Annotated in this window: 17 protein-coding genes; 6 read left to right on the top strand and 11 right to left on the bottom strand. The window is 71.1% G+C overall.

Annotated features, from left to right (window positions below):
• Window positions 1-78 precede the first annotated feature (78 nt).
• Window positions 79-1,986, bottom strand: coding sequence for a threonine--tRNA ligase (gene thrS, locus AC3ANR_RS10115; protein ID WP_488287990.1), 1,908 nt, complete (start codon window positions 1,984-1,986; stop codon window positions 79-81).
• 346 nt (window positions 1,987-2,332) lie between these two features.
• Entirely contained in the window at window positions 2,333-3,658 is a 1,326-nt protein-coding gene (gene aceA / locus AC3ANR_RS10110) for an isocitrate lyase (RefSeq protein ID WP_488287989.1), read from the bottom strand.
• A gap of 368 nt (window positions 3,659-4,026) precedes the next feature.
• On the opposite strand from aceA, the gene AC3ANR_RS10105 reads away from it, so the two are divergent.
• A complete protein-coding gene (locus AC3ANR_RS10105; RefSeq protein WP_488287988.1) occupies window positions 4,027-4,881 on the top strand; it encodes a DMT family transporter in 855 nt (284 codons plus the stop codon).
• Here the strand turns inward: AC3ANR_RS10105 and rraA are convergent.
• A complete protein-coding gene (rraA, locus tag AC3ANR_RS10100; RefSeq protein WP_488287987.1) occupies window positions 4,859-5,359 on the bottom strand; it encodes a ribonuclease E activity regulator RraA in 501 nt (166 codons plus the stop codon). The two genes, AC3ANR_RS10105 and rraA, sit on opposite strands and share 23 nt — an antisense overlap.
• Window positions 5,356-5,850: an Lrp/AsnC family transcriptional regulator gene (locus tag AC3ANR_RS10095; protein WP_488287986.1), complete on the bottom strand. Its 495-nt coding sequence runs from the start codon at window positions 5,848-5,850 to the stop codon at window positions 5,356-5,358. The genes rraA and AC3ANR_RS10095 overlap by 4 nt, the downstream gene beginning before the upstream one ends.
• 89 nt (window positions 5,851-5,939) lie before the next feature.
• Here AC3ANR_RS10095 and yedA point away from each other — a divergent pair, with 89 nt between their 5' ends.
• Window positions 5,940-6,848 (top strand): drug/metabolite exporter YedA, encoded by a 909-nt coding sequence (gene yedA / locus AC3ANR_RS10090; RefSeq protein ID WP_488287985.1) that lies wholly within the window; start codon window positions 5,940-5,942, stop codon window positions 6,846-6,848.
• A 184-nt stretch (window positions 6,849-7,032) separates the two neighbouring features.
• Complete coding sequence (locus AC3ANR_RS10085) at window positions 7,033-7,473, top strand: SWIB/MDM2 domain-containing protein (RefSeq protein WP_488291783.1); 441 nt, start codon at window positions 7,033-7,035, stop codon at window positions 7,471-7,473.
• Window positions 7,474-7,563: 90 nt separating this feature from the next.
• On the opposite strand, the gene AC3ANR_RS10080 is transcribed toward AC3ANR_RS10085, so the two are convergent.
• Both AC3ANR_RS10080 and AC3ANR_RS10075 read right to left on the bottom strand, forming a co-directional pair.
• The gene (locus tag AC3ANR_RS10080; protein WP_488291736.1) at window positions 7,564-9,276 is read right to left on the bottom strand and encodes a thiamine pyrophosphate-binding protein; all 1,713 of its coding nucleotides are present in this window, start codon (window positions 9,274-9,276) and stop codon (window positions 7,564-7,566) included.
• Window positions 9,277-9,340: 64 nt separating this feature from the next.
• The gene (locus tag AC3ANR_RS10075) at window positions 9,341-9,862 is read right to left on the bottom strand and encodes a bactofilin family protein (protein WP_488291735.1); all 522 of its coding nucleotides are present in this window, start codon (window positions 9,860-9,862) and stop codon (window positions 9,341-9,343) included.
• Window positions 9,863-10,057: 195 nt separating this feature from the next.
• On the opposite strand from AC3ANR_RS10075, the gene AC3ANR_RS10070 reads away from it, so the two are divergent.
• Window positions 10,058-10,753 carry a DUF1444 domain-containing protein gene (locus AC3ANR_RS10070; RefSeq protein WP_488291734.1) on the top strand — a complete coding sequence of 232 codons (696 nt, stop codon included), beginning with the start codon at window positions 10,058-10,060 and terminating at the stop codon, window positions 10,751-10,753.
• Here AC3ANR_RS10070 and AC3ANR_RS10065 read toward each other — a convergent pair.
• The 3 genes from AC3ANR_RS10065 to AC3ANR_RS10055 all read right to left on the bottom strand — a co-directional run bounded on the left by AC3ANR_RS10065 (window position 10,747) and on the right by AC3ANR_RS10055 (window position 14,572).
• Complete coding sequence (locus AC3ANR_RS10065) at window positions 10,747-11,589, bottom strand: general secretion pathway protein GspB (protein ID WP_488291733.1); 843 nt, start codon at window positions 11,587-11,589, stop codon at window positions 10,747-10,749. The two genes, AC3ANR_RS10070 and AC3ANR_RS10065, sit on opposite strands and share 7 nt — an antisense overlap.
• A 3-nt stretch (window positions 11,590-11,592) precedes the next feature.
• Window positions 11,593-13,278 carry an ExeA family protein gene (locus AC3ANR_RS10060; RefSeq protein WP_488291732.1) on the bottom strand — a complete coding sequence of 562 codons (1,686 nt, stop codon included), beginning with the start codon at window positions 13,276-13,278 and terminating at the stop codon, window positions 11,593-11,595.
• Window positions 13,279-13,339: 61 nt separating this feature from the next.
• Complete coding sequence (locus AC3ANR_RS10055) at window positions 13,340-14,572, bottom strand: MFS transporter (RefSeq protein WP_488291731.1); 1,233 nt, start codon at window positions 14,570-14,572, stop codon at window positions 13,340-13,342.
• Between the two features lie 83 nt (window positions 14,573-14,655).
• Here AC3ANR_RS10055 and AC3ANR_RS10050 point away from each other — a divergent pair, with 83 nt between their 5' ends.
• On the top strand, window positions 14,656-15,483 hold the full coding sequence (locus AC3ANR_RS10050; RefSeq protein WP_488291730.1) for an AraC family transcriptional regulator: 828 nt from the start codon (window positions 14,656-14,658) through the stop codon (window positions 15,481-15,483).
• A 1-nt stretch (window position 15,484) separates the two neighbouring features.
• Window positions 15,485-15,979 carry an NUDIX hydrolase gene (locus tag AC3ANR_RS10045; RefSeq protein WP_488291729.1) on the top strand — a complete coding sequence of 165 codons (495 nt, stop codon included), beginning with the start codon at window positions 15,485-15,487 and terminating at the stop codon, window positions 15,977-15,979.
• Window positions 15,980-16,000: 21 nt separating this feature from the next.
• Here AC3ANR_RS10045 and AC3ANR_RS10040 read toward each other — a convergent pair whose 3' ends face one another.
• Window positions 16,001-18,244: a sensor histidine kinase, YfiR-like protein-associated gene (locus tag AC3ANR_RS10040; protein WP_488291728.1), complete on the bottom strand. Its 2,244-nt coding sequence runs from the start codon at window positions 18,242-18,244 to the stop codon at window positions 16,001-16,003.
• On the bottom strand, window positions 18,241-18,804 hold the full coding sequence (locus AC3ANR_RS10035) for a TOL_0243 family YfiR-like periplasmic protein (protein WP_488291727.1): 564 nt from the start codon (window positions 18,802-18,804) through the stop codon (window positions 18,241-18,243). Before AC3ANR_RS10035 ends, AC3ANR_RS10040 begins: the two co-directional genes overlap by 4 nt.
• Window positions 18,805-18,812: the final 8 nt, after the last annotated feature.

Here is an 18,812-nt window from a genome sequence, read left to right as displayed (position 1 = left end):
TTCAAAAAAATATGCGGCCTCTTGCCGCGGCAACAACCGTCACGGTACGCGCGGCGAGCGGACTTCCTGGCGGGGAGATCAGCGCTTGCTGGCGATGTCGTCGGCGATCCTTGCGGAGAACGCCTCCAGGGACATCGCGCCGAGGTCTTGGTTGCCCCGGGCGCGCACTGCGACGGCACCTGCTGCCTTTTCCTTGTCGCCCACGACCAGGATGTAGGGCAGCTTCTGCATCGAATGCTCCCGTATTTTATACGTGATTTTCTCGTTGCGCAGATCCAGCTCGACCCTAAGCCCTTGATTTTGCAGACTTTTAGCAACTTCCCTGGCGTAGTCGGCCTGGCCGTCCGTGATGTTCAGCACGGCCACCTGCACCGGCGCCAGCCAGGCGGGCAGCGCGCCGGCGTGGTGTTCGACCAGCATGCCGATGAATCGTTCCAGGCTGCCGACGATGGCCCGGTGCAGCATCACCGGGTGCGCGCGGCCGCTGGTTTCCGTGACGTAGTCCGCACCCAGCCGCTCGGCCGTGTTGAAGTCCACCTGCATGGTGCCGCACTGCCAGTGGCGGCCCAGCGCGTCCTTGAGCGTGTACTCGATCTTCGGGCCGTAGAACGCGCCGTCGCCCGGGGAGATCACGAACTCCACGCCGGAGCGGCGCAGCGCCTCCATGCAGGCGTGCTCGGCCTTGTCCCACAGGGCGTCGGAGCCGACGCGGTTGTCCGGCCGCGTCGCGACCTTGTACAGGATGTCGGTGAAGCCGAAGTCCTTGTAGACCTCCTGCAGCTTGGCGGTGTAGGCGACGCACTCTTCGAGAATCTGGTCCTCGGTCACGAAGGCGTGGCCGTCGTCCTGGGTGAAGCCGCGCACGCGCATGATGCCGTGCAGCGCGCCCGAGGGCTCGTTGCGGTGGCACTGGCCGAACTCGCCGTAGCGAAGCGGCAGGTCGCGGTAGCTGCGCAGCTGCGACTTGAAGATCAGCACGTGCCCGGGGCAGTTCATCGGCTTGAGGGCGTAGTCGCGCTTCTCGCTCTCCGTCGTGAACATGTTCTCGCGGTAGTTCTGCCAGTGGCCCGTCTTCTCCCACAGGCTGCGGTCCAGGATCTGGGGACCCTTGACCTCCTGGTAGCCCGTGTCGCGGTACACCTTGCGCATGTACTGCTCCACCACCTGCCAGATCGCCCAGCCCTTGGGGTGCCAGAACACCACGCCCGGGGCGACGTCGTCGATGTGGTACAGGTCCAGCTCGCGGCCCAGCCGGCGGTGGTCGCGCTTCTCGGCCTCCTCGAGCATCGTGAGGTACTGCTGCAGTTCCTCCTTGCTCGCCCACGCGGTGCCGTACACGCGCTGCAGCATCTCGTTGCGGTGGTCGCCGCGCCAGTAGGCGCCGGCCACCTTCATCAGCTTGAAATGCTTGAGCTTGCCGGTGCTCGGCACGTGCGGGCCGCGGCACAGGTCCTCGAAGGCGCCCTCGCGGTACAGCGAGACGTCCTCGTTCTCGGGGATGCTGCCGATGATCTCGGCCTTGTAGTGCTCGCCGATGGACTTGAAGTGCTCCACCGCGGCGTCGCGCGGCAGGACGCGGCGCACCACGGGTTCGTCCTTGGCCGCGAGTTCGGTCATGCGCTTTTCGATCGCCGCCAGGTCCTCGGGCGTGAAGGGCCGCTTGTACGCGAAGTCGTAGTAGAAGCCGTTCTCGATGACCGGGCCGATCGTCACCTGCGCCTCGGGAAACAGCTCCTTGACGGCATAGGCCAGCAGGTGCGCCGTCGAATGGCGGATGACGTCCAGGCCGTCGGGATCCTTGGCCGTGACGATGGCCACCGGCGCGTCGTGGTCGACCGTGTAAGCCAGGTCGACCACCTTGCCGTCCACCTTGCCCGCCAGGGCGGCCTTGGCCAGGCCGGGGCCGATGGAGGCGGCGATGTCGGCCACCTTCACGGGGCCGGGAAACTCGCGACGGGAGCCGTCGGGAAGCGTGACTTGGATCATGGGATGGAAAACTCCAGCATCAGGAAACGAAAAAGCGCGGCCTGTAGCCGCGCTCTTGCTGGAAACCTGGGGTTCGTGGACGTGCGCGCGACTACCCGGCCGCTAGCGGGCCGTGGTTCCTTCCGGAGTAGTTCGCGGTGTCATAACCGAAGGTGCCTTTCTCGCTCTTGTGGGACGGACGACAGCGTGGATTCTAACCCGCGGCCACGAAAGCCGCGCCCCGGCAGCGCGGGCACGGCGTGACCACGGCCGGCCTTCTTGTCCTTGCACCGCCCAGACGCGGGCACCCGACACGACGACGCCCGGCCGGGGCCGGGCGTCGCTGGCTGAGCCCCCGGGGGGCGCGTCAGGCGGCCTTCTTCTGCTCGAAGAACTGGGCGTCCTCGGTGGAGCCCTTGAGCGCCGCGGTCGAGGCGTTCGCCTCGATCGTGGTGGTCACGGCGTCGAAGTAGCCGGTGCCGACCTCGCGCTGGTGCTTGACCGCCGTGAAGCCCTTGTCGGCGGCGGCGAACTCCTTCTGCTGCAGCTCGACGAACGCGCTCATGTTGTTGCGGGCGTAGCCGTGGGCCAGCTCGAACATCGAGTAGTTGAGGCTGTGGAAGCCCGCCAGCGTGATGAACTGGAACTTGTAGCCCATGGCGCCCAGCTCCTTCTGGAACTTGGCGATGGTGGCGTCGTCCAGGTTCTTCTTCCAGTTGAACGAGGGCGAGCAGTTGTAGGCAAGCAGCTTGCCCGGGAACTTCGCGTGGATCGCGTCGGCGAAAGCCTTGGCGAAGGCCAGGTCGGGCGTGCCGGTCTCGCACCAGATCAGGTCGGCGTACTCGGCGTACGCGAGGCCGCGGCTGACGGCCTGGTCGAAGCCGTTGCGGGTGCGGAAGAAGCCTTCCACCGTGCGCTCGCCGGTCAGGAAGGGCTGGTCGTTGGCGTCCACGTCGCTGGTCACCAGGTCGGCGGCTTCCGCGTCGGTGCGGGCCAGCAGGATGGTGGGCACGCCCATCACGTCGGCCGCCAGGCGCGCGGCCACCAGCTTGGCCACGGCTTCCTTGGTCGGCACCAGCACCTTGCCGCCCATGTGGCCGCACTTCTTGACGGCCGCGAGCTGGTCCTCGAAGTGCACGCCGGCGGCGCCTGCCTCGATCATGGCCTTCATCAGCTCGAAGGCATTGAGCACGCCGCCGAAGCCGGCTTCGGCGTCGGCCACGATCGGCGCGAAGTAGTCGACGTAGCCGTCGTCGCCGGGGCCCTTGCCCTCGCTCCACTGGATCTGGTCGGCGCGCTGGAACGTGTTGTTGATCTTCTTGACCACCTTGGGCACCGAGTCCACCGAGTACAGCGACTGGTCGGGGTACATCTCGCCGTTGCTGTTGGCGTCGCCGGCGACCTGCCAGCCGGACAGGTAGATGCCCTTCAGGCCGGCCTTGACCTGCTGCATGGCCTGGTTGCCGGTCAGCGCGCCCAGCGTGTTGACGAACGGCTCGGTGTTGATCAGGTTCCACAGCTTGTCGGCGCCGCGGCGGGCCAGCGTGTGCTCGATGTGCAGCGACCCGCGCAGGCGCACGACATCGGCGGCGCTGTAGCCGCGCTTGATGCCCTTCCAGCGCGGGTTCTCCGCCCAGTCCCGCTCCAGCTGCGCGATCTGCTGCTCGCGGGTCAGGTTCGTCCAGTTGCTCATGGCTTTCTCCGTGGGTTGATGTTGGAAACCGGGGGTCGCACTTCGTTCGACCGATGCCATGCACTCTAAGTCTTGTAGAAGACCTTGTGTTCGTCTTCTGTCTTATAGAAGACTAAAATTTTTTCTTTTCCCGATAGGGACTTGCCGCCGTCATACCGGGATGCGAAATTCTGTTTCTCATATCGAGAAAAATTGGCGCACCGCAACATCAACTGATTTCAGAATGTGGAACCTCGATGCACGCGCGTGAAAACGGCGCCGCCGAACCGCCCGCCTCGCGGGCAGGGCTGTCAGGCAAGATGCGCGCTTTCGCCCTGCCCCGCCGGTTGAATCCACGCGTCGTCGCCTGCTGCTGCCTCGCCCTGAGCATGTCCCTGGTGGGCAGCTACGTGGCGCTTTCCAAGCCGCTGGTGGCGGCTATCCCGGTCTTCCTGCTCGCATGGCTGCGGTTCGGCATCGGCGGCGTCGCCACCCTGGGCTGGCTGCGGCGCCCGCCGGGTGAAGCGCCCCTCACGGCCCAGACGCGCCGCCTGCTGTTCCTCGAATCGCTGCTCGGGAACTTCCTGTTCTCGATCTTCATGCTGTTCGGCGTCAGCATGACCAGCGCCGTCTCGGCCGGCGTGATCATGGCGTCGATTCCCGCGGCGGTCGCGGTCATGAGCTGGCTGTTCCTGCGCGAGCGCGTGGCGCCCCGCGTCTGGGCCGCCGTCGGGTGCGCGATGGCCGGCATGCTGCTGCTGGCCACCGGCAAGGCGCCGGCGGGCCGGGCCACCGGCGAACTGCTGGGCAACCTCCTCGTCTTCGGTGCCGTCCTGTGCGAAGCCGCGTACGCGGTCATCGGCAAGCAGCTCACCGGCGCCCTGGGCGCCCGCCGGATCACCGCGCTCGTCAACCTCTGGGGCCTGCTGCTGATGACGCCCTTCGGGCTGTGGCAGGCCTGGGACTTCGACTTCCGGTCGGTCGCGGCCGGCACCTGGTGGCTGCTGCTGTTCTATGGCCTGGCCGCCAGCGTCTGGAGCGTCTGGCTGTGGATGACCGGGCTGCGCCACGTGCCGGCTGCCCTCGGCGGCGTCTTCACGGCCATGCTGCCGGTGTCGGCCACGGCCGTCGGCGTGCTCGTCCTGGGGGAATCGTTCGGGCCGCGGCAGGCGGCCGCCTTCGGCTTCGCGCTCGCGGGCGTGCTGCTCGCGACGCTGCCGGTCAGGGCAGGGGCCGGTCGCTGACGAGGATGCCGTCCTCGTCGGCGTAGAGCCACTGGCCGGGACGCACCGGCACGCCCTGGATCGTCACCGGCACGTCCCGCTCGCCTTCGTTGCGCTTGGCCGAGCGCAGCGGCATCAGGGCCAGCGCCTTCACGCCGATGCCGGCATCGCGCAGCTCCGCGAGGTCGCGCACGGCGCCGTCCACCACGATGCCGGCCCACCCGTTGCGGGCCGCCGCGCCGGCCAGGTTGCCGCCGACCAGCGCACGGCGCAGCGAGCCGCCACCGTCGACCACGAGCACGCGCCCTTCCCCGGGCGACGCCACCGCCTCCCTGATCCGCCCGTTGTCCTCGAAGCAGCGGACCGTGGCGATCGGCCCGCAGAAGCGGCCGGCGGCGCCGAAGTCGCGGAACACCGGCGGCAGCGGCTGCAGCACCGGCTGGGCGTCGCCCTCGCGCGCATCGCAGAGGTCGCAGGTGCTGAAAGCGGGGAAGTTCATTTTCCGGTGACCTTTCGGATCGGGGGCTTGATGTTCTCGCGCCGGGCTGGCTGCACGCTGGCGTTCTCGCGCGGCATGTTCAGCACGATCGATGTCGACGTCTCGGTGAGGATACAGAACTTGGTCACGACGGCGTCGAGGTGCTCGACGTCGATGACCGCGATCTCCAGGATCCAGCTGTCCTCGCCGGTCACGTTGAAGGCATTGATCACCTCCGGCGTCTGCTCGATCAGCTTCACCACCCGCGCGTACTCGACGCGCCCGATCCGCACGATGGCGCGGATGCCGTACCCGAGCCGCTGGTAGTCCACCACCGCGCGGTACCCCCTGATCACGCCCTGCAGCTCCAGCTTGCGCACGCGCTCCGTCACCGCCGGCTGGCTCAGGTGCACGCGGCGCCCGAGTTCGGCCATCGTGATGCGGCCGTCGCGCTGCAGCTCCGCGAGGATGCGGCTGTCGTAGGCATCGAGGCCGGACATTTCGGCAGCCATGCGAATTCACCTCGAAAAACAAGGCCGCGGCGCGGCCGGACCTTGGATTCTGCATGGAAGCAAGGCGGCGCCTTGCCTACGATCGAGGCATGACCTCGAGCGTGCTTAACGTCCCCGCCCGCCCAGCCGCGCGCAACCTCGTGCTGCCGGCCCTCCTTGCCTGCTACGTCGTCTGGGGATCGACCTACCTCGCGATCCGCTATGCGCTCGCCAGCTTCCCGCCCTTCTTCCAGATGGGCACCCGGTTCCTCGCCGCCGGTGCGCTCCTGATGGCGTGGGTGACCCTGCGCGGCGGCGCGTGGCCGACCGGGCGGCAGTGGCGCAACGCGGCCCTGATCGGCACGCTGATGCTGGGCCTGGGGATGGGCCTGACGGCCAGCGCCGAGCGGCAGGTGGGCTCGGGGCTGGTGGCGGCCTTCATCGCCGTGGTCCCGATGCTGGTGTGCCTGTGGGGCCTGCTGTTCGGCCTGCGCCCGGCGCGGCTCGAGCTGGCCGGCATGCTGGTCGGCCTGGGCGGGGTCGTGCTGCTGGCGCGCGGCGCCGGCTTCGGCGGCGCGCCCGGCGCGGTCGCCTGCATGGCCGGCGCGACGCTGGCCTGGTCGCTGGGCTCGGTGCTCTCCACCACGCGGCTGCCGCTGGCGCCTGGCCCAGCCGGCTTCGCCAGCGAAATGTTGTGCGGCGGCGCGGCGTTGATCGCGGTTTCTCTCGTGCTGCATGAACAGCCGCAATGGCCGCCGCAGCCGCTCGCCGCGGCGGCCTGGCTGTACCTCGTGGGCGCGGGCTCGCTGGTGGCCTTCAGCGCGTACCTGTACCTGCTGCGCCACGCGACGCCCGCCGTGGCCACCAGCTACGCCCTCGTGAACCCGGTGATCGCCCTGGGGCTGGGCATTGCCGTGGCCGGCGAGAGCGTCAGCCGTGCCGAGTGGGCGGCCTGCGCCGTGGTGCTCGCTGGCGTGGTGCTGATCTTCCGCGGCAAGGGCACGGCTCGCCGCGAGTGACGCTCCCAGGGGCGCCCAGGGGGCGTTTTCCCTCGGAGAACGCCTTGAAAAAAAGCAACACGCCCCAGTGAAAAAAGCCGTTTTCCCCTTGGAAACGCCGTTTTTCTCCCTTAGCATCCGCTCTGCCAGTGGCAATGAGCTTTTTCCATTGGTGATCACTCAACTTCTAGAAGGAAATCAAGTCATGGCAACTGCGAAGAAAGCGGCGGCGAAAAAAGCGCCCGCCAAGAAGGCCCCGGCGAAGAAGGCTGTTGCGAAGAAGGCTCCGGCGAAGAAGGCCGCACCGGCCAAGAAGGCCGTCGCGAAGAAGGCTGCTCCGGCGAAGAAGGCGGCCCCGGCCAAGAAGGCTGTCGCGAAGAAGGCCCCCGCCAAGAAGCGCACCCCGAACGCGGCGTTCATGAAGGCCCTGACCCCCAGCCCGCAACTGGCTGCCGTGGTCGGCGACAAGCCGCTGCCCCGCACCGAGGTCGTCAGCAAGCTGTGGGCCTACATCAAGAAGAACAAGCTGCAGGACTCCGTCAACAAGCGCATGGTCAACGCCGATGCGAAGCTGCGCGAGATCTTCGGCAAGGCCCAGGTCTCGATGTTCGAGATGGCCGGCCTGATCGGCAAGCACGTCAAGTAAGCAGCGCCTTGCCGCCATCGAAAGGGCCGCTCTCGCGGCCCTTTTTCATTGGCAGCGAAGGCGCGCCCCGCGCGGCCTTCGCAACGGCGGTCAGCGGCCCTTGAGCGCCGCCTCGCGGATCGCGGTGAGCGTGCCGCGCGTGCTGATCACCTCCGGATCCAGCATCACCTCGATCAGCGTGCCCTGCCGGCGGTCCAGGGCGGCGACGAACTCGGGCTCGAACTGCTCCGTGCGCGTGATGCGCACGCCCGCGTAGCCGTAGGCCCGCGCCAGCGCGGCGAAGTCCGGGTTCGCCAGGTGCGTGCCGTGCACGTGCTGCGGATACTCGCGCTCCTGGTGCATGCGGATCGTCCCGTACATGCCGTTGTTCAGCACCACGACGATGCTCTTGCCGCCGAACTGCGCCGCGGTCGCGAGCTCCTGGCCCGTCATCAGGAAGTCGCCGTCGCCCGCGATGGTGAACGCCGTGCGGCCGCTCACCAGGTTGGCGGCGATGCCGGCCGGCACGCCGTACCCCATCGCGCCGTTGGTGGGCGCCAGCTGGGTCTTGTGGCCCTTGGCCAGGCCGTGGTGGCGGAAGAACCGGTGCACCCAGCTGGCGAAGTTGCCCGCGCCGTTGGTGAGCACGGCATCGGCCGGCAGGTGCTTTTGCAGCAGGGCCACGATGGCCGGCATGTCGATGTCGCCCGGCAGCGGCTGCGGCACCAGGTTGGACTCGTAGTCGGCATGCACCGCTTCCGCCCAGGCCTGCCAGGGCACTTCGGGCGGGGCCGCCAGCACCTCCAGCGAGCGGGCCGCGGCGTTCATCGTGGCATTGATCGCCAGGTCGGCGTGGTACACGCGGTGCAGTTCCTCCGCGCTGGCATGGATGTGCACCAGCTTCTGCGCCGCGCGCGGCGCCTTCGGCAGCGTGTAGCCGCCGGTGGTCATCTCGCCCAGGCGGGGGCCGATGGCCAGCACGAGGTCGCTCTCGCGGATGCGCGCCGCCAGCTTCGGGTTGATGCCAATGCCCACGTCGCCGGCGTACAACGGGTGGTGGTTGTCGAAAGTGTCCTGGAAACGGAAGGCGTTGCCCACGGGCAGCTTCCAGTTTTCGGCGAAGCGCTGCAGCGCCTGCGCGGCCTGCGGCGTCCAGCCGCCGCCGCCCACGATGGCGATCGGCCGCTGCGCCGCCAGCAGCAGCTCGCGCAGCTCGCGCAGGGCGCCCGGATCGCTCCAGGCCTGCGCCGGCTCGACGCGCGGCAGCGGCCTGGCGGACGTCATGCGCGTGAGCATGTCCTCGGGCAGGACCACCACCACCGGGCCGGGACGGCCGTTCATGGCGGTCGCGAAGGCCCGGGCGACGTACTCGGGGATGCGATCCGGCTCGTCGATGCGCTCCACGCGCTTGGCCATGCCCTTGGTGCTGGGGCCGAAGAAGCTCGTGTACTCGACCTCCTGGAACGCCTCGCGGTCGCGCTGGTCCGACGCGACGTCGCCCACGAACAGCACCATCGGCGTGGAATCCTGGAAGGCGGTGTGCACGCCGATGGAGGCATTGGTCGCCCCCGGCCCGCGCGTGACGAAGCACACGCCCGGGCGGCCGGTGAGCTTGCCCGCCGCCTCGGCCATGAAGGCGGCGCCGCCCTCCTGGCGGTTCACGATGAAGCGGATGCTGTCGCGCCAGCGGTGCAGGCCGTCCAGCACGGCCAGGTAGCTCTCGCCCGGCACGCCGAAGGCATGGGTCACGCCTTGGGCGACGAGGCACTCGACAAGCAAATGGCCCGCGAGTTGCGGGCCATTGGTGGATGGGGAAGTCGTCATGCAGCGACTGTAAGAGATCGCCGCCCCCGTTCCCTGCGCCGTCCCCCGGGACGGCACGCGGTCGTCAGGCGACCTGCAGCTTGGCGGGCGCGGGGCGCGAGGTCGTGGCGGCCACGGCCGGGGCGCCGAACTCGATCTCGCCGGAGAGCTGGCCGCCCTCCTCGATCACCACCTTGCCGTAGCGGATGCGGCCGGTGACCTTGCCGGTCGAGTAGATGACCAGCTTCTGGCGCACGGTCAGGTTGCCGTCGAACTGGCCGCGGATCTCGGCCACGTCGATCTCGGCCGAGCCCTTGAACGAGCCGCGCTCGGAGATCTGGATCATGCGCGAGTCCATGGTGGCCTCGACGGAGCCTTCGACGACGAGGGTGTCGCAGTCGGTGATCTCGACGCCCTTGAGCTTGATGTTCGGGCCGACGGTCAGCTTGGCTTCGCCTTCGTGGCCGGTGGTGGCCGCCGAGCTGTTGGCGGCGGGTGCGGTGGGCGCGACGGTGGCGGCGGCCAGCGCGTTCGCGTTCGGCGTGTTCGGGCGCAGATCGTTCTCGCGCTTGTTGTTGTTGTTGAAGAAGGGGGACTGCAGGGCCATCGCGATACCTCAGCGTGTGGTGTTGAAGAGTCTCGGATGCTATGGACGAGGTTGCTTACACGCATCCACGGCTGAGCAAGTTCCGTAACCGTTTACATGTGGCAGCGCCGCGGCGGCGGCGCCACAGGACGAGTAATAGCATTTGCAGGCCGCCTGCACTGCCATGCACGATGGTCCCCAAGGACGGGACGAACGATGAAAAAACGCACGTGGATGGCCGTGCTGGGCGTGTGCCTGGCGCTGCAGGCGCGGGCGCAACCGCAGGCGGGGGCGGAGGCCTTCGACACACGGCTGGGCAACCTGTTGGCGGTGCTGCGCGAATCGTCGGGGGCCAACCAGCCCGACGAAACGCTGCAGCCGTACGGCAAGCTGCGCGCGCAGATGCCCGACGGCACCGAGGTGGAGCTGGAAACCAGCTGGTTCCGCTATGTCGGCGACATGCACATCCGGCTGGTGTTCGACAGCCGCACGCAGCTGCAGAGCGCCTCGCCTGCCGACCTGGACCGCCTGCGCCTGCAGCCCGAGCAGGCGGTGCAGCTCGCGGTGGCCAACCTGCGGCGCGTGTACGGCGAACCGGTGGCGCGCCCCTGGACCGGCGGCCTGATGCAGGTCGTGGGCCGTGCGGACGACCTGAACAGCAGCTACTTCCTCGATCGCGACTTCTGGCTGGCCGAGGAGTCACGCCACCCCGGCGGCCTCGTGGTGGCCGTGCCGCAGCGCGGCGGGCTCCTCTACGCCCCGGCGGGCAACGAGGACGCCGTGGCGGCGCTGCGGTTCAGCGCCGCGGCCATCTACGCGGGCTCGGCGCGCAGCCGCGTCTCGTCGGCCCTGTACCTGTTCCAGGGCGGCCACTGGTCGGTGTTCCAGCCGCCGATGCACCTGCCTCAGTAGCGCACCGTGTAGCTCTGGCCGCGGTAGCGCAGCAGCGCTTGATTCGGACGCACCCGCTCGAGGACGACGCCGGGCGCCACCTCGCTGCCTTCGCTGAAGACCTGGCCGCCGACGATCAGCATCCGCTGGGCGGGGTCCTGCGAGTACACGCCGCCGCTGATCGCGAGCTTGGGCGCATCCGCGGGCGGCGCGCCCTCCGCCGCCCGGGGGGCGGAGGCCTCCACGGCGGGGCGGGCCGGCGCCACGGCGCTTGCCTGGGCCTGCTTCGTGGCCGCCTGCGGCTGCGTCGGGGCACTCTGCGGCTGGGGCTGCGCGCTCTGCGGCTGGGGCTGCGCGCTCTGCGGCTGGGGCTGCGCGCTCTGCGGCTGCGGTTGCGCCACCGGCGTCGTGGCGCCCCTCGCGGGCGCCGACGTGGCGGCTGGGCCGGTGGCGAGCAGCCTCTCCGCAGCATGTCTCGCAGGCGCCGGTGCAGGTGCGGGCGCGACGGGCCTGGGCGGCGGCGCGGGCGAGATCGCTGCCGCGGCGGGCGGCGCAGCCGCAGTCCCTGCTGCCGCTTCCGGCGCGGCCGCAGGGGCAGTGGCGGCCAGCGGCGGAGCAGCCGGGGGCGTCGCGCTCGCCACCGTCGGTGACGGCTCGGGCGCGCGGGCCGTCAGCAGCCACAGCGCGCCCGCGGCCAGCAGCACCACGCCCGCCAGCAGTGCCCAGGCCAGGGGCGATCGCGCCCAGCCACCGCGCCCATCCGCGGCGCTGGAGGACAGGGGCTGGTCATGCAGCCCGGGCAGGCTGCGCTGCCGCTGGGCGTCGGCCTTGCGCAGGGCATCGAGGATGTACGACATCGGTCAGGGCAGCGGCCGCAGGCGGGGTTCGTCCACGCGCGCGCTGCGATTGAGTTGCATCAGGGTCATCGGGCCCAGCACGCCGTCGGCGGGCAGGCCCTGCGCGAGCTGGAAGCTGCGCACGCGGGCCTTCATGGAGGCGGCGCCGTCGCCGGCGCCGTCGCGTGCCGCGCCCAGGCCGGCGCCCGCGAGCTGCTCCTGCGCCCACCGGGTGAGCTGGGCGCTGTCGCGCCCCTGCGGGCCGAACCCGGGCGGCGCCTTCCACATCGTGGACCACTCGCCGTTCCAGCGCTCGGCCAGCGCCGCGAGCGTCACGGTCTGCGTGGTGCCGCCCGCGACCAGCGTCGCGGTCCTGTCGCCCAGGGCGGTGAGCAACGCATACGAGGGGCTGCCGCGATCGCGGTCCAGCGTCACGATGCCGGGCCGGTCCAGTTGGCGGATGAGGGCCAGCGGCGTCACGCGCGAGTAGCACTGCACCGACTGGCGCGCGAGCGCGGCGCACGGCTCGCCCTCGCCCGGTTCCACGTGCCAGGCCCGCGCCAGTTCGCGCCACGCCGCGCGTTCGTCGCGCAGCAGGGTCGGGGACGCCGGGCTTGCCGCCAGGGCAGCGACCGGGACGACGCCGGATGCACTGGCCGCACTGGCCGCGCTGGCCGGTGCGGCGGCGGCGGCGGGCGCGGACGCAGCCGCCACCGCGGCCGGTGCTGCCGGCCCCGCCTTCGCCGCGGGCTGGGCCACCACCGGCTCGCTCGCCGTTCCCAACGCGGGCATCCAGGCCTCGCGCGACAGCACCGCCAGGCCAAGGCCCGCCGCGACGCCCAGCGCCACCAGCAGGGCTTGCCGCGGCGCCGGTTTGCCGGCGCCTGCCAGGGCCGGGAACACCTCGCGCGCGGCCTGGTCGACGATCGCCGGCGTCACCGCGGCTTCGCTGCGGGCATAGGCTCCGAGCAGCGCACGGTCGCACAGCAGGTTGATGCGCCGGGGCACGCCGCCGGCGCGCCGGTGCACCCGCTCGAGCGCGCGCGGCTGGAACGGCACCGCCCGCGACAGGCCCGCGACCTCCAGCCGGTGGCGCACGTACTGCGCCGTCTCCTGCGGCGCCAGGGCGTCGAGGTGGTAGCGCGCGATCACCCGCTGCGCCAGCTGCTCGAGCCCCGGCCGCGCGAGCATGGCGCGCAGCTCGGGCTGGCCGATCAGGATGATCTGCAGCAGCTTGCGCTCGCTGGTCTCCAGGTTGGTCAGCAGCCGCAGCTGCTCCAGCACGTCCTCGGAGAGGTTCTGCGCCTCGTCGATGATCAGCACGCTGTTGCGGCCCCTGGCGTGCGCATCGAGCAGGAAGGCATTGAGCGGGTCGAGGTAGTCCTTCACCGTGCGCGCCCCGCCGTCCTTGGGCGGCAGCGGGATGCGGAACTCCTCGCACACGGACTGCAGCAGCTCGGTGACTGTCAGCTTGGGATTGAAGATGTAGGCGACGTTGCAGGTCTCGGGGATCTGCTCGAGGAAGCAGCGGCAGACGGTGGTCTTGCCGGTGCCGATCTCGCCGGTCAGGAGCACGAACCCGCCACCGCCGCCCAGGCCATACAGCAGGTGGGCGAGCGCCTCCCGATGGCGCTCGCTCATGAACAGGTAGCGCGGATCCGGCGCGATCGAGAACGGCTCCTGCGACAGCCCGAAATACGGCGCGTACATGGGCCGCAAGGATACCCCCCGCGGGCATCGCGCAGGCGCGCCGCGCCGGCGCCGGCGCGACTCAGGCCGGTGCGAGCCGGGTTCGACGCGCGCGCCGGACGTTGAAGGCGCTGGTGATCAGCAGCAGCTGCGCGGCCACCAGCCCCACCCAGACGCCGGCGTACTGGCCATGGTCCATCAGCCGGCCGAACACGAGCGGCGCCAGCGCCTGCCCGATGTCCAGGCCCGAGTAGACGATGCCGTATACGCGGCCGCTGGCGTGGTCGGGCGTCGAACGCTTCACCAGCAGGTCACGCGACGGGCCGGCGATGCCGCTGGCGAACCCCATGAAGCCGAACAGCAGCGGGATCGCCAGGGCGGGCAGCGGCGCGAGCCCGATGGCCAGCGCGATCAGCGCGGCGATGCCGAAACCGGCGGCCACGATGCGCTCGCAGCGCGAGGGGTCCGAGGCCAGGAAGCCGCCGAAGAGCATGCCGCCGGCGCTGCAGACCATGTAGATGGTCAGGCACATGGCCACCAGCCCCACGGGCACGTCGTGCAGCCGGCGCGCCGCTTCGGGCGCGAACGACTGGATGACGCTCAGGACCACGGCGTAGACGAAGAAGAAGCCGAAGCACATCCACACCGCCGGGATGCGCAGGAAATCGAAGGTGGCGTCGGCGCTGCCACCCTGATGCTGCTCGGTTCGGGCGGCGCGCGGCAGGTCGAGCGAGCCGCGATGCAGCCACAGCACCAGCAGCACCAGCCAGGCCAGGCCCCCCGCGCACGCGAGGGCGAGCCGCCACGAGGAGGCCATCGCGATCGGCACCAGCAACGCCGGCGCCAGCGCCCAGCCCAGGCTGCCGGTGATGCCGTGGAAGCTGTAGGCATGGCCCAGGCGCGGCGGGCTCACCTTCCGGTTGAGCAGCGTGTAGTCGACCGGATGGAACACGCCGTTGCCCAGCCCCGCCACGAGCGCCGACGCCATCAGCATCCAGTAGCTGGTGCTGGCGGCGAATCCGAAGGCGGCCAGGCCCACCAGCGCCAGCCCGCCGAACAGCACCGGCCGCGGGCCGTGCCGATCCACCAGGAAGCCGGAGGCGGTCTGCACGCAGCAGGAGACGACGAAGAAGATCGTCATCAGGAAGCCCAGCTCGGTGTAGCTGGCATGGAACGCGTCCTTCAGCCAGGGGAACAGGGGCGCGAGCAGCAGCTGGCTGAAATGGCTGATGAGGTGGGCGAGTCCCACCAGCCCGATCACGTTCGCGTCGTCGCGAAAGGCGCGGGGGCCGGCGGCATGGGTGGCTGTCGTCATGGCTGGGATGCTAGCGAGCACCCGCCGTTTCCGAAATGCGACGGAACGCCACTCGCCTGCGGATTCCGGCCAAAATCGCGCCGATGCCCCGCCGCCCCACCCCGCTGTCGCTGCCCGTCGGCGACACCGACAACTACGAGCCGAGTCGCCTGCGACCGGTGCGGCTGCGCACCCGCAACCTGCCGGCCGACGCGCACTTCGAGCCGCACCGGCACGCCTGGGCCCAGCTGGCCTACTGCGCGAGCGGCGTGCTGCAGGTGAGCGCGGAGCGCGACACCGGCGCGGGCGACGAGGTCACGTTCATCGTGCCGCCCTCGCGCGCGGTGTGGATCGCACCGAACGCCCGGCACGCGGTGCACGTGCTGGAGCGAGCGCAGTTCCGCACGCTGTACCTGCATGCCAGCGTGACGCCGCGCGGCTGGACGGGCTGCCGCGTGATCGTGGTCTCGGCGCTGTTGCGCGAGCTGATCGAGGCCCTGGATGCCGACGCGCCGGCACGCGAGCGCGAACAGCTGCTGTCGACCATCGTGCTGGACGAACTCGGGCGGGCGAGCCTGCAGCCCCTGGGCGTGCCGCTGCCGCCCGCCGGCGGCGACAAGCGCCTGCGCGCGCTGTGCGAAGCCGTTCTCCGCTCGCCCGGCGAGCGCGCCAGCCTGGCCGCGTGGGCCGCCGATGTGGGCGCGAGCGAGCGCACGATGGCGCGCCTGTTCCAGGCCGAACTCGGCACGGGCTACCAGCAGTGGCGCCAGCAGGCCGTGCTGGCGCACGCGCTGCCGATGCTCGCGCAGGGGCTGCCGGTGGGCCAGGTCGCGGCCGCCACGGGCTACGCCAGCGAGAGCGCCTTCAGCGCGATGTTCAAGGCCGCGATGGGGCAGCCGCCGCGGCGGTTCCAGCCGGGCAAGGCGGCATGACATGGCGACCGCCACCAGTGCCGGCCTGCTGATGTTCCGCCCGGGCGCGCGCGGCCTCGAAGTGCTGCTCGCGCATCCCGGCGGGCCGTGGTGGGCCCGCAAGGACGACGGCGCCTGGATGCTGCCCAAGGGGGAACTGCAGCCCGGCGAGGATCCCCTGTCCGCCGCGTGCCGCGAATTCGGCGAGGAGATCGGCGTCGTGCCCGGCGGGCCGTTCGCCTCCCTCGGCGAGGTGCGCCAGAAGGGCGGCAAGCGCGTGCTGGCCTGGGCGACGGCCGGCGACTTCGACCCCGCGCAGCTGCGCAGCAATCCGTTCGAGATGGAGTGGCCGCCCGGCTCCGGGCGCATCCAGCAGTTCCCCGAAGTGGACCGCGTGGCCTGGTTCGAACTGGCGCAGGCGCGAGCGAAGGTGCTGGCCAGCCAGCGCCCCTTCATCGAGCGGCTGGCGCAGCTGCAACCGGGAGACACGGCACCGGAGCACCCCGGGCGCGCCTGAGGCCCGCCGCTGGCGGCGCCGTCACCGCGGGCGGGTGGTCTCTTCGCCTCGCCCCTGCGACAGCAGCGGCCGCAAGGCCGCCACGTCCACCGGCTTGGTCAGGTGGTGGTCGAAGCCCGCCTCCTGCGCCCGGCGGCGGTCCTGCTCGGCCCCCCAGCCTGTGATGGCGATCAGCAGCGTGGCCGCGAACCGGGCGTCGCGCCGCAGCGCCGCGGCCACTTCGTAGCCGTTCTGGCCCGGCAGGCCGATGTCCAGCAGCACCACGTCCGGCCGGAACTCGCGCGCCGCCTCGACCGCGGCCAGGCCGTCGTGCGCCAGGCGGGTGCGGCACCCCTCCATCTCCAACACCATCCCCAGCGTCTCTGCGGCATCGACGTTGTCGTCCACCACCAGCACCTGCAGGCCGTGCGGCGCCACCTGGCCCGCCGCGGCGTCCGGCGGCGGCGCGGCAACGGCCTGGGCGGGCAGGCACGGCACGCGCACGGTGAACACGCTGCCGCGCCCCGGCCCCTCGCTCGCGGCCGTGACGGTGCCGCCGTGCAGGGCCACCAGGCTGCGCACGAGATACAGGCCGATGCCCAGGCCCCCCTGCGCGCGGTCCAGCGTGCTGCGCACCTGCGCGAACAGCGAGAACACGGTCTCGAGCATGTCCGGCGGGATGCCCTCGCCGTTGTCCTCGACCCGGAAGACGGCCCAGTCGCCCTCGCGCCGCAGCCGCAGGGCCAGGCTGCCGCCGCCGGGCGTGTACTTCGCCGCGTTGTTCAGCAGGTTGCCCAGCGCCTGCGACAGGCGCGTCGGGTCGCCCATCACCTCGATGTCCTCCGCGGGCAGGTCGACCTCCAGGGCGTGCCCGGCGGCGGTGACCGCGGGGCGGCTGATCTCGAGCGCGCTGTCGATCACGGGCCGCAGCCGGATCCGGGACACGTCCAGGCGGATCTTGCCGCTGCTGATGCGCGAGATGTCGAGCAGGTCGTCGATCAGGCGGATCATGTGCGCGAGCTGCCGCTCCATCGTCGCCCTGGCCCGCTGCGACGCGGGGCCGTTGGCCGGGTCCTTCTTGAGGATCTCCAGCCCGGTGCGGATCGGCGCGAGCGGGTTGCGCAACTCGTGGGCCAGCGTCGCAATGAATTCGTCCTTGGCGCGGCTGGCGTCCTGCAGCACGCGCTCGGCCTCCTTGCGCTCGGTGACCTCGATCACCGAGCCGGCCATCCGGAACGGCTGGCCCGCGTTGTCCCACAGCGCGGCGCCGGCGACGAAGAACCAGCGCCAGCGGCCGCCCGCGTCGCGCAGCCGGCACTCGACCTGGTAGGGCTGGCGCTCGCGCAGGTGCGCGGTCAGGGCGGCCCGCACCATCGCCTGGTCCTCGGGATGCAGGATGCGCTCGATCGACTGGGGCCGGTCCGGGAAGTCCTCGTCGGCGTAGCCGAGCAGCGCCTTGAAGCGCGGCGAATAGAACATCGTGCCGGCCGGCAGGTCCCAGTCCCACAAGCCGGCGCTGGAGCCGCGCACCGCCAGCTGGTAGCGGGCCTCGCTCGTGCGCAGCGCCCGGTTGGCCTCCTCCAGCGTCTGCGCGCGGCGCTCCAGGTCGTCGAGCATGGCGTTGAACGCGTCCACCAGGTCGCCCACCTCGTCGTCGCTCGTCCTGGACGCGCGCAGGTTGCCGGTCTCGCCGCGCAGGATCTTGCGCGCCACCTCGGCGACGTCGAGGATCGGCCGCGTCACCGAGCGCTGCAACCGGTTGGACAGCAGCAGCGCGCCGAACAGGCTGGCGCCCATGATCAGCACCAGCACCGACACGGTGCCCAGCGCCTGCCGCAGGCGGTCATGCCGCAGCTGCAGGTAGACGGAGCCGACCCGCTCGCCGTTGGACAGCACGGGTCGCCACGCCACGGCCCAGTCCCCGCGAACGGACACGTCCGGCGCGGCGGCGCGCTGCGGCAGGTCGCCCTCGGACTGCTGCGCGCGGTAGCTGGCGAACAGCGCGCCCTGCTCGTCGTACAGCGCGGCGGCGGTGACGCCACGCTTGGCGCGCAGCATCGACAGGTTCTCGCCGGCCACCTTCCGGTCGCCGAACGCGAGCGCGGGCGCGCTGGCCAGCGCGATGACGTCGGCCTGCGTGACGAGGTCCTCCCGCGTGTCGGCCAGTTCGCGCCGCAGGTCCAGCACGAACAGGGCCACCGCCGCCAGCAGCAGCGCCGTGACCGTCGTCGCGACCAGGATCGCGTTGAGCTTGCTGCGGATGGAGCGGCGTTTGGGCAGGCTCATCGGGCGCGCCCTCCCTCGACCGATTGCGCCACGCCCAGCAGGCGGGCGCTCAGCCGCAGGCCCCGGGCCTCCGCCGCGGGCACCGAGGCGGCAAAGCGCACGCGGCCGCCGTCGGTCATGAAGTTGAGCACGCCGCCGAGGCGCAGCCCGCCGTCCTGCTCGGTGACGACGAGGACCGGACCGGGCACGGCCTCGATCAGTTCCCGCACGCGGGCCTCGCGCCCGGGCGCCACCAGCAGCACGTGCACCCCCGCGCCGGCCTCGCTCTCGCGCAGCCGCCTGACGGCCACGGGCCGGCCCTCGAACGCGCGCCCCGCGACGATCTGCTCGAGGTCGGCGGCGACGGCTTCGTCGCCGATCACGCCGAACACCAGCGGGTCCTCGCGGCGGCGGAAGGTGCCGGCGGGCCACTCGACGAAGCCGGCGAACTTGAACAGGAATGCCGCCTTGACCGCGCTCTCGGTCGCCGGGCCCGGCTGCGGCCAGGACGGTGCCGCCGCCAGCAGCAGCGCCGCGCCCAGCAGCCCCACGGCCGCGAGGCGCAGACGATCCAGCGTCATCCGGGGGT

The organism is Ramlibacter sp. JJN2-2R (genome assembly GCF_057747835.1).
Note: the sequence above shows the minus strand (reverse complement) of the source record. Positions and strands in the feature narration are given on the sequence as shown.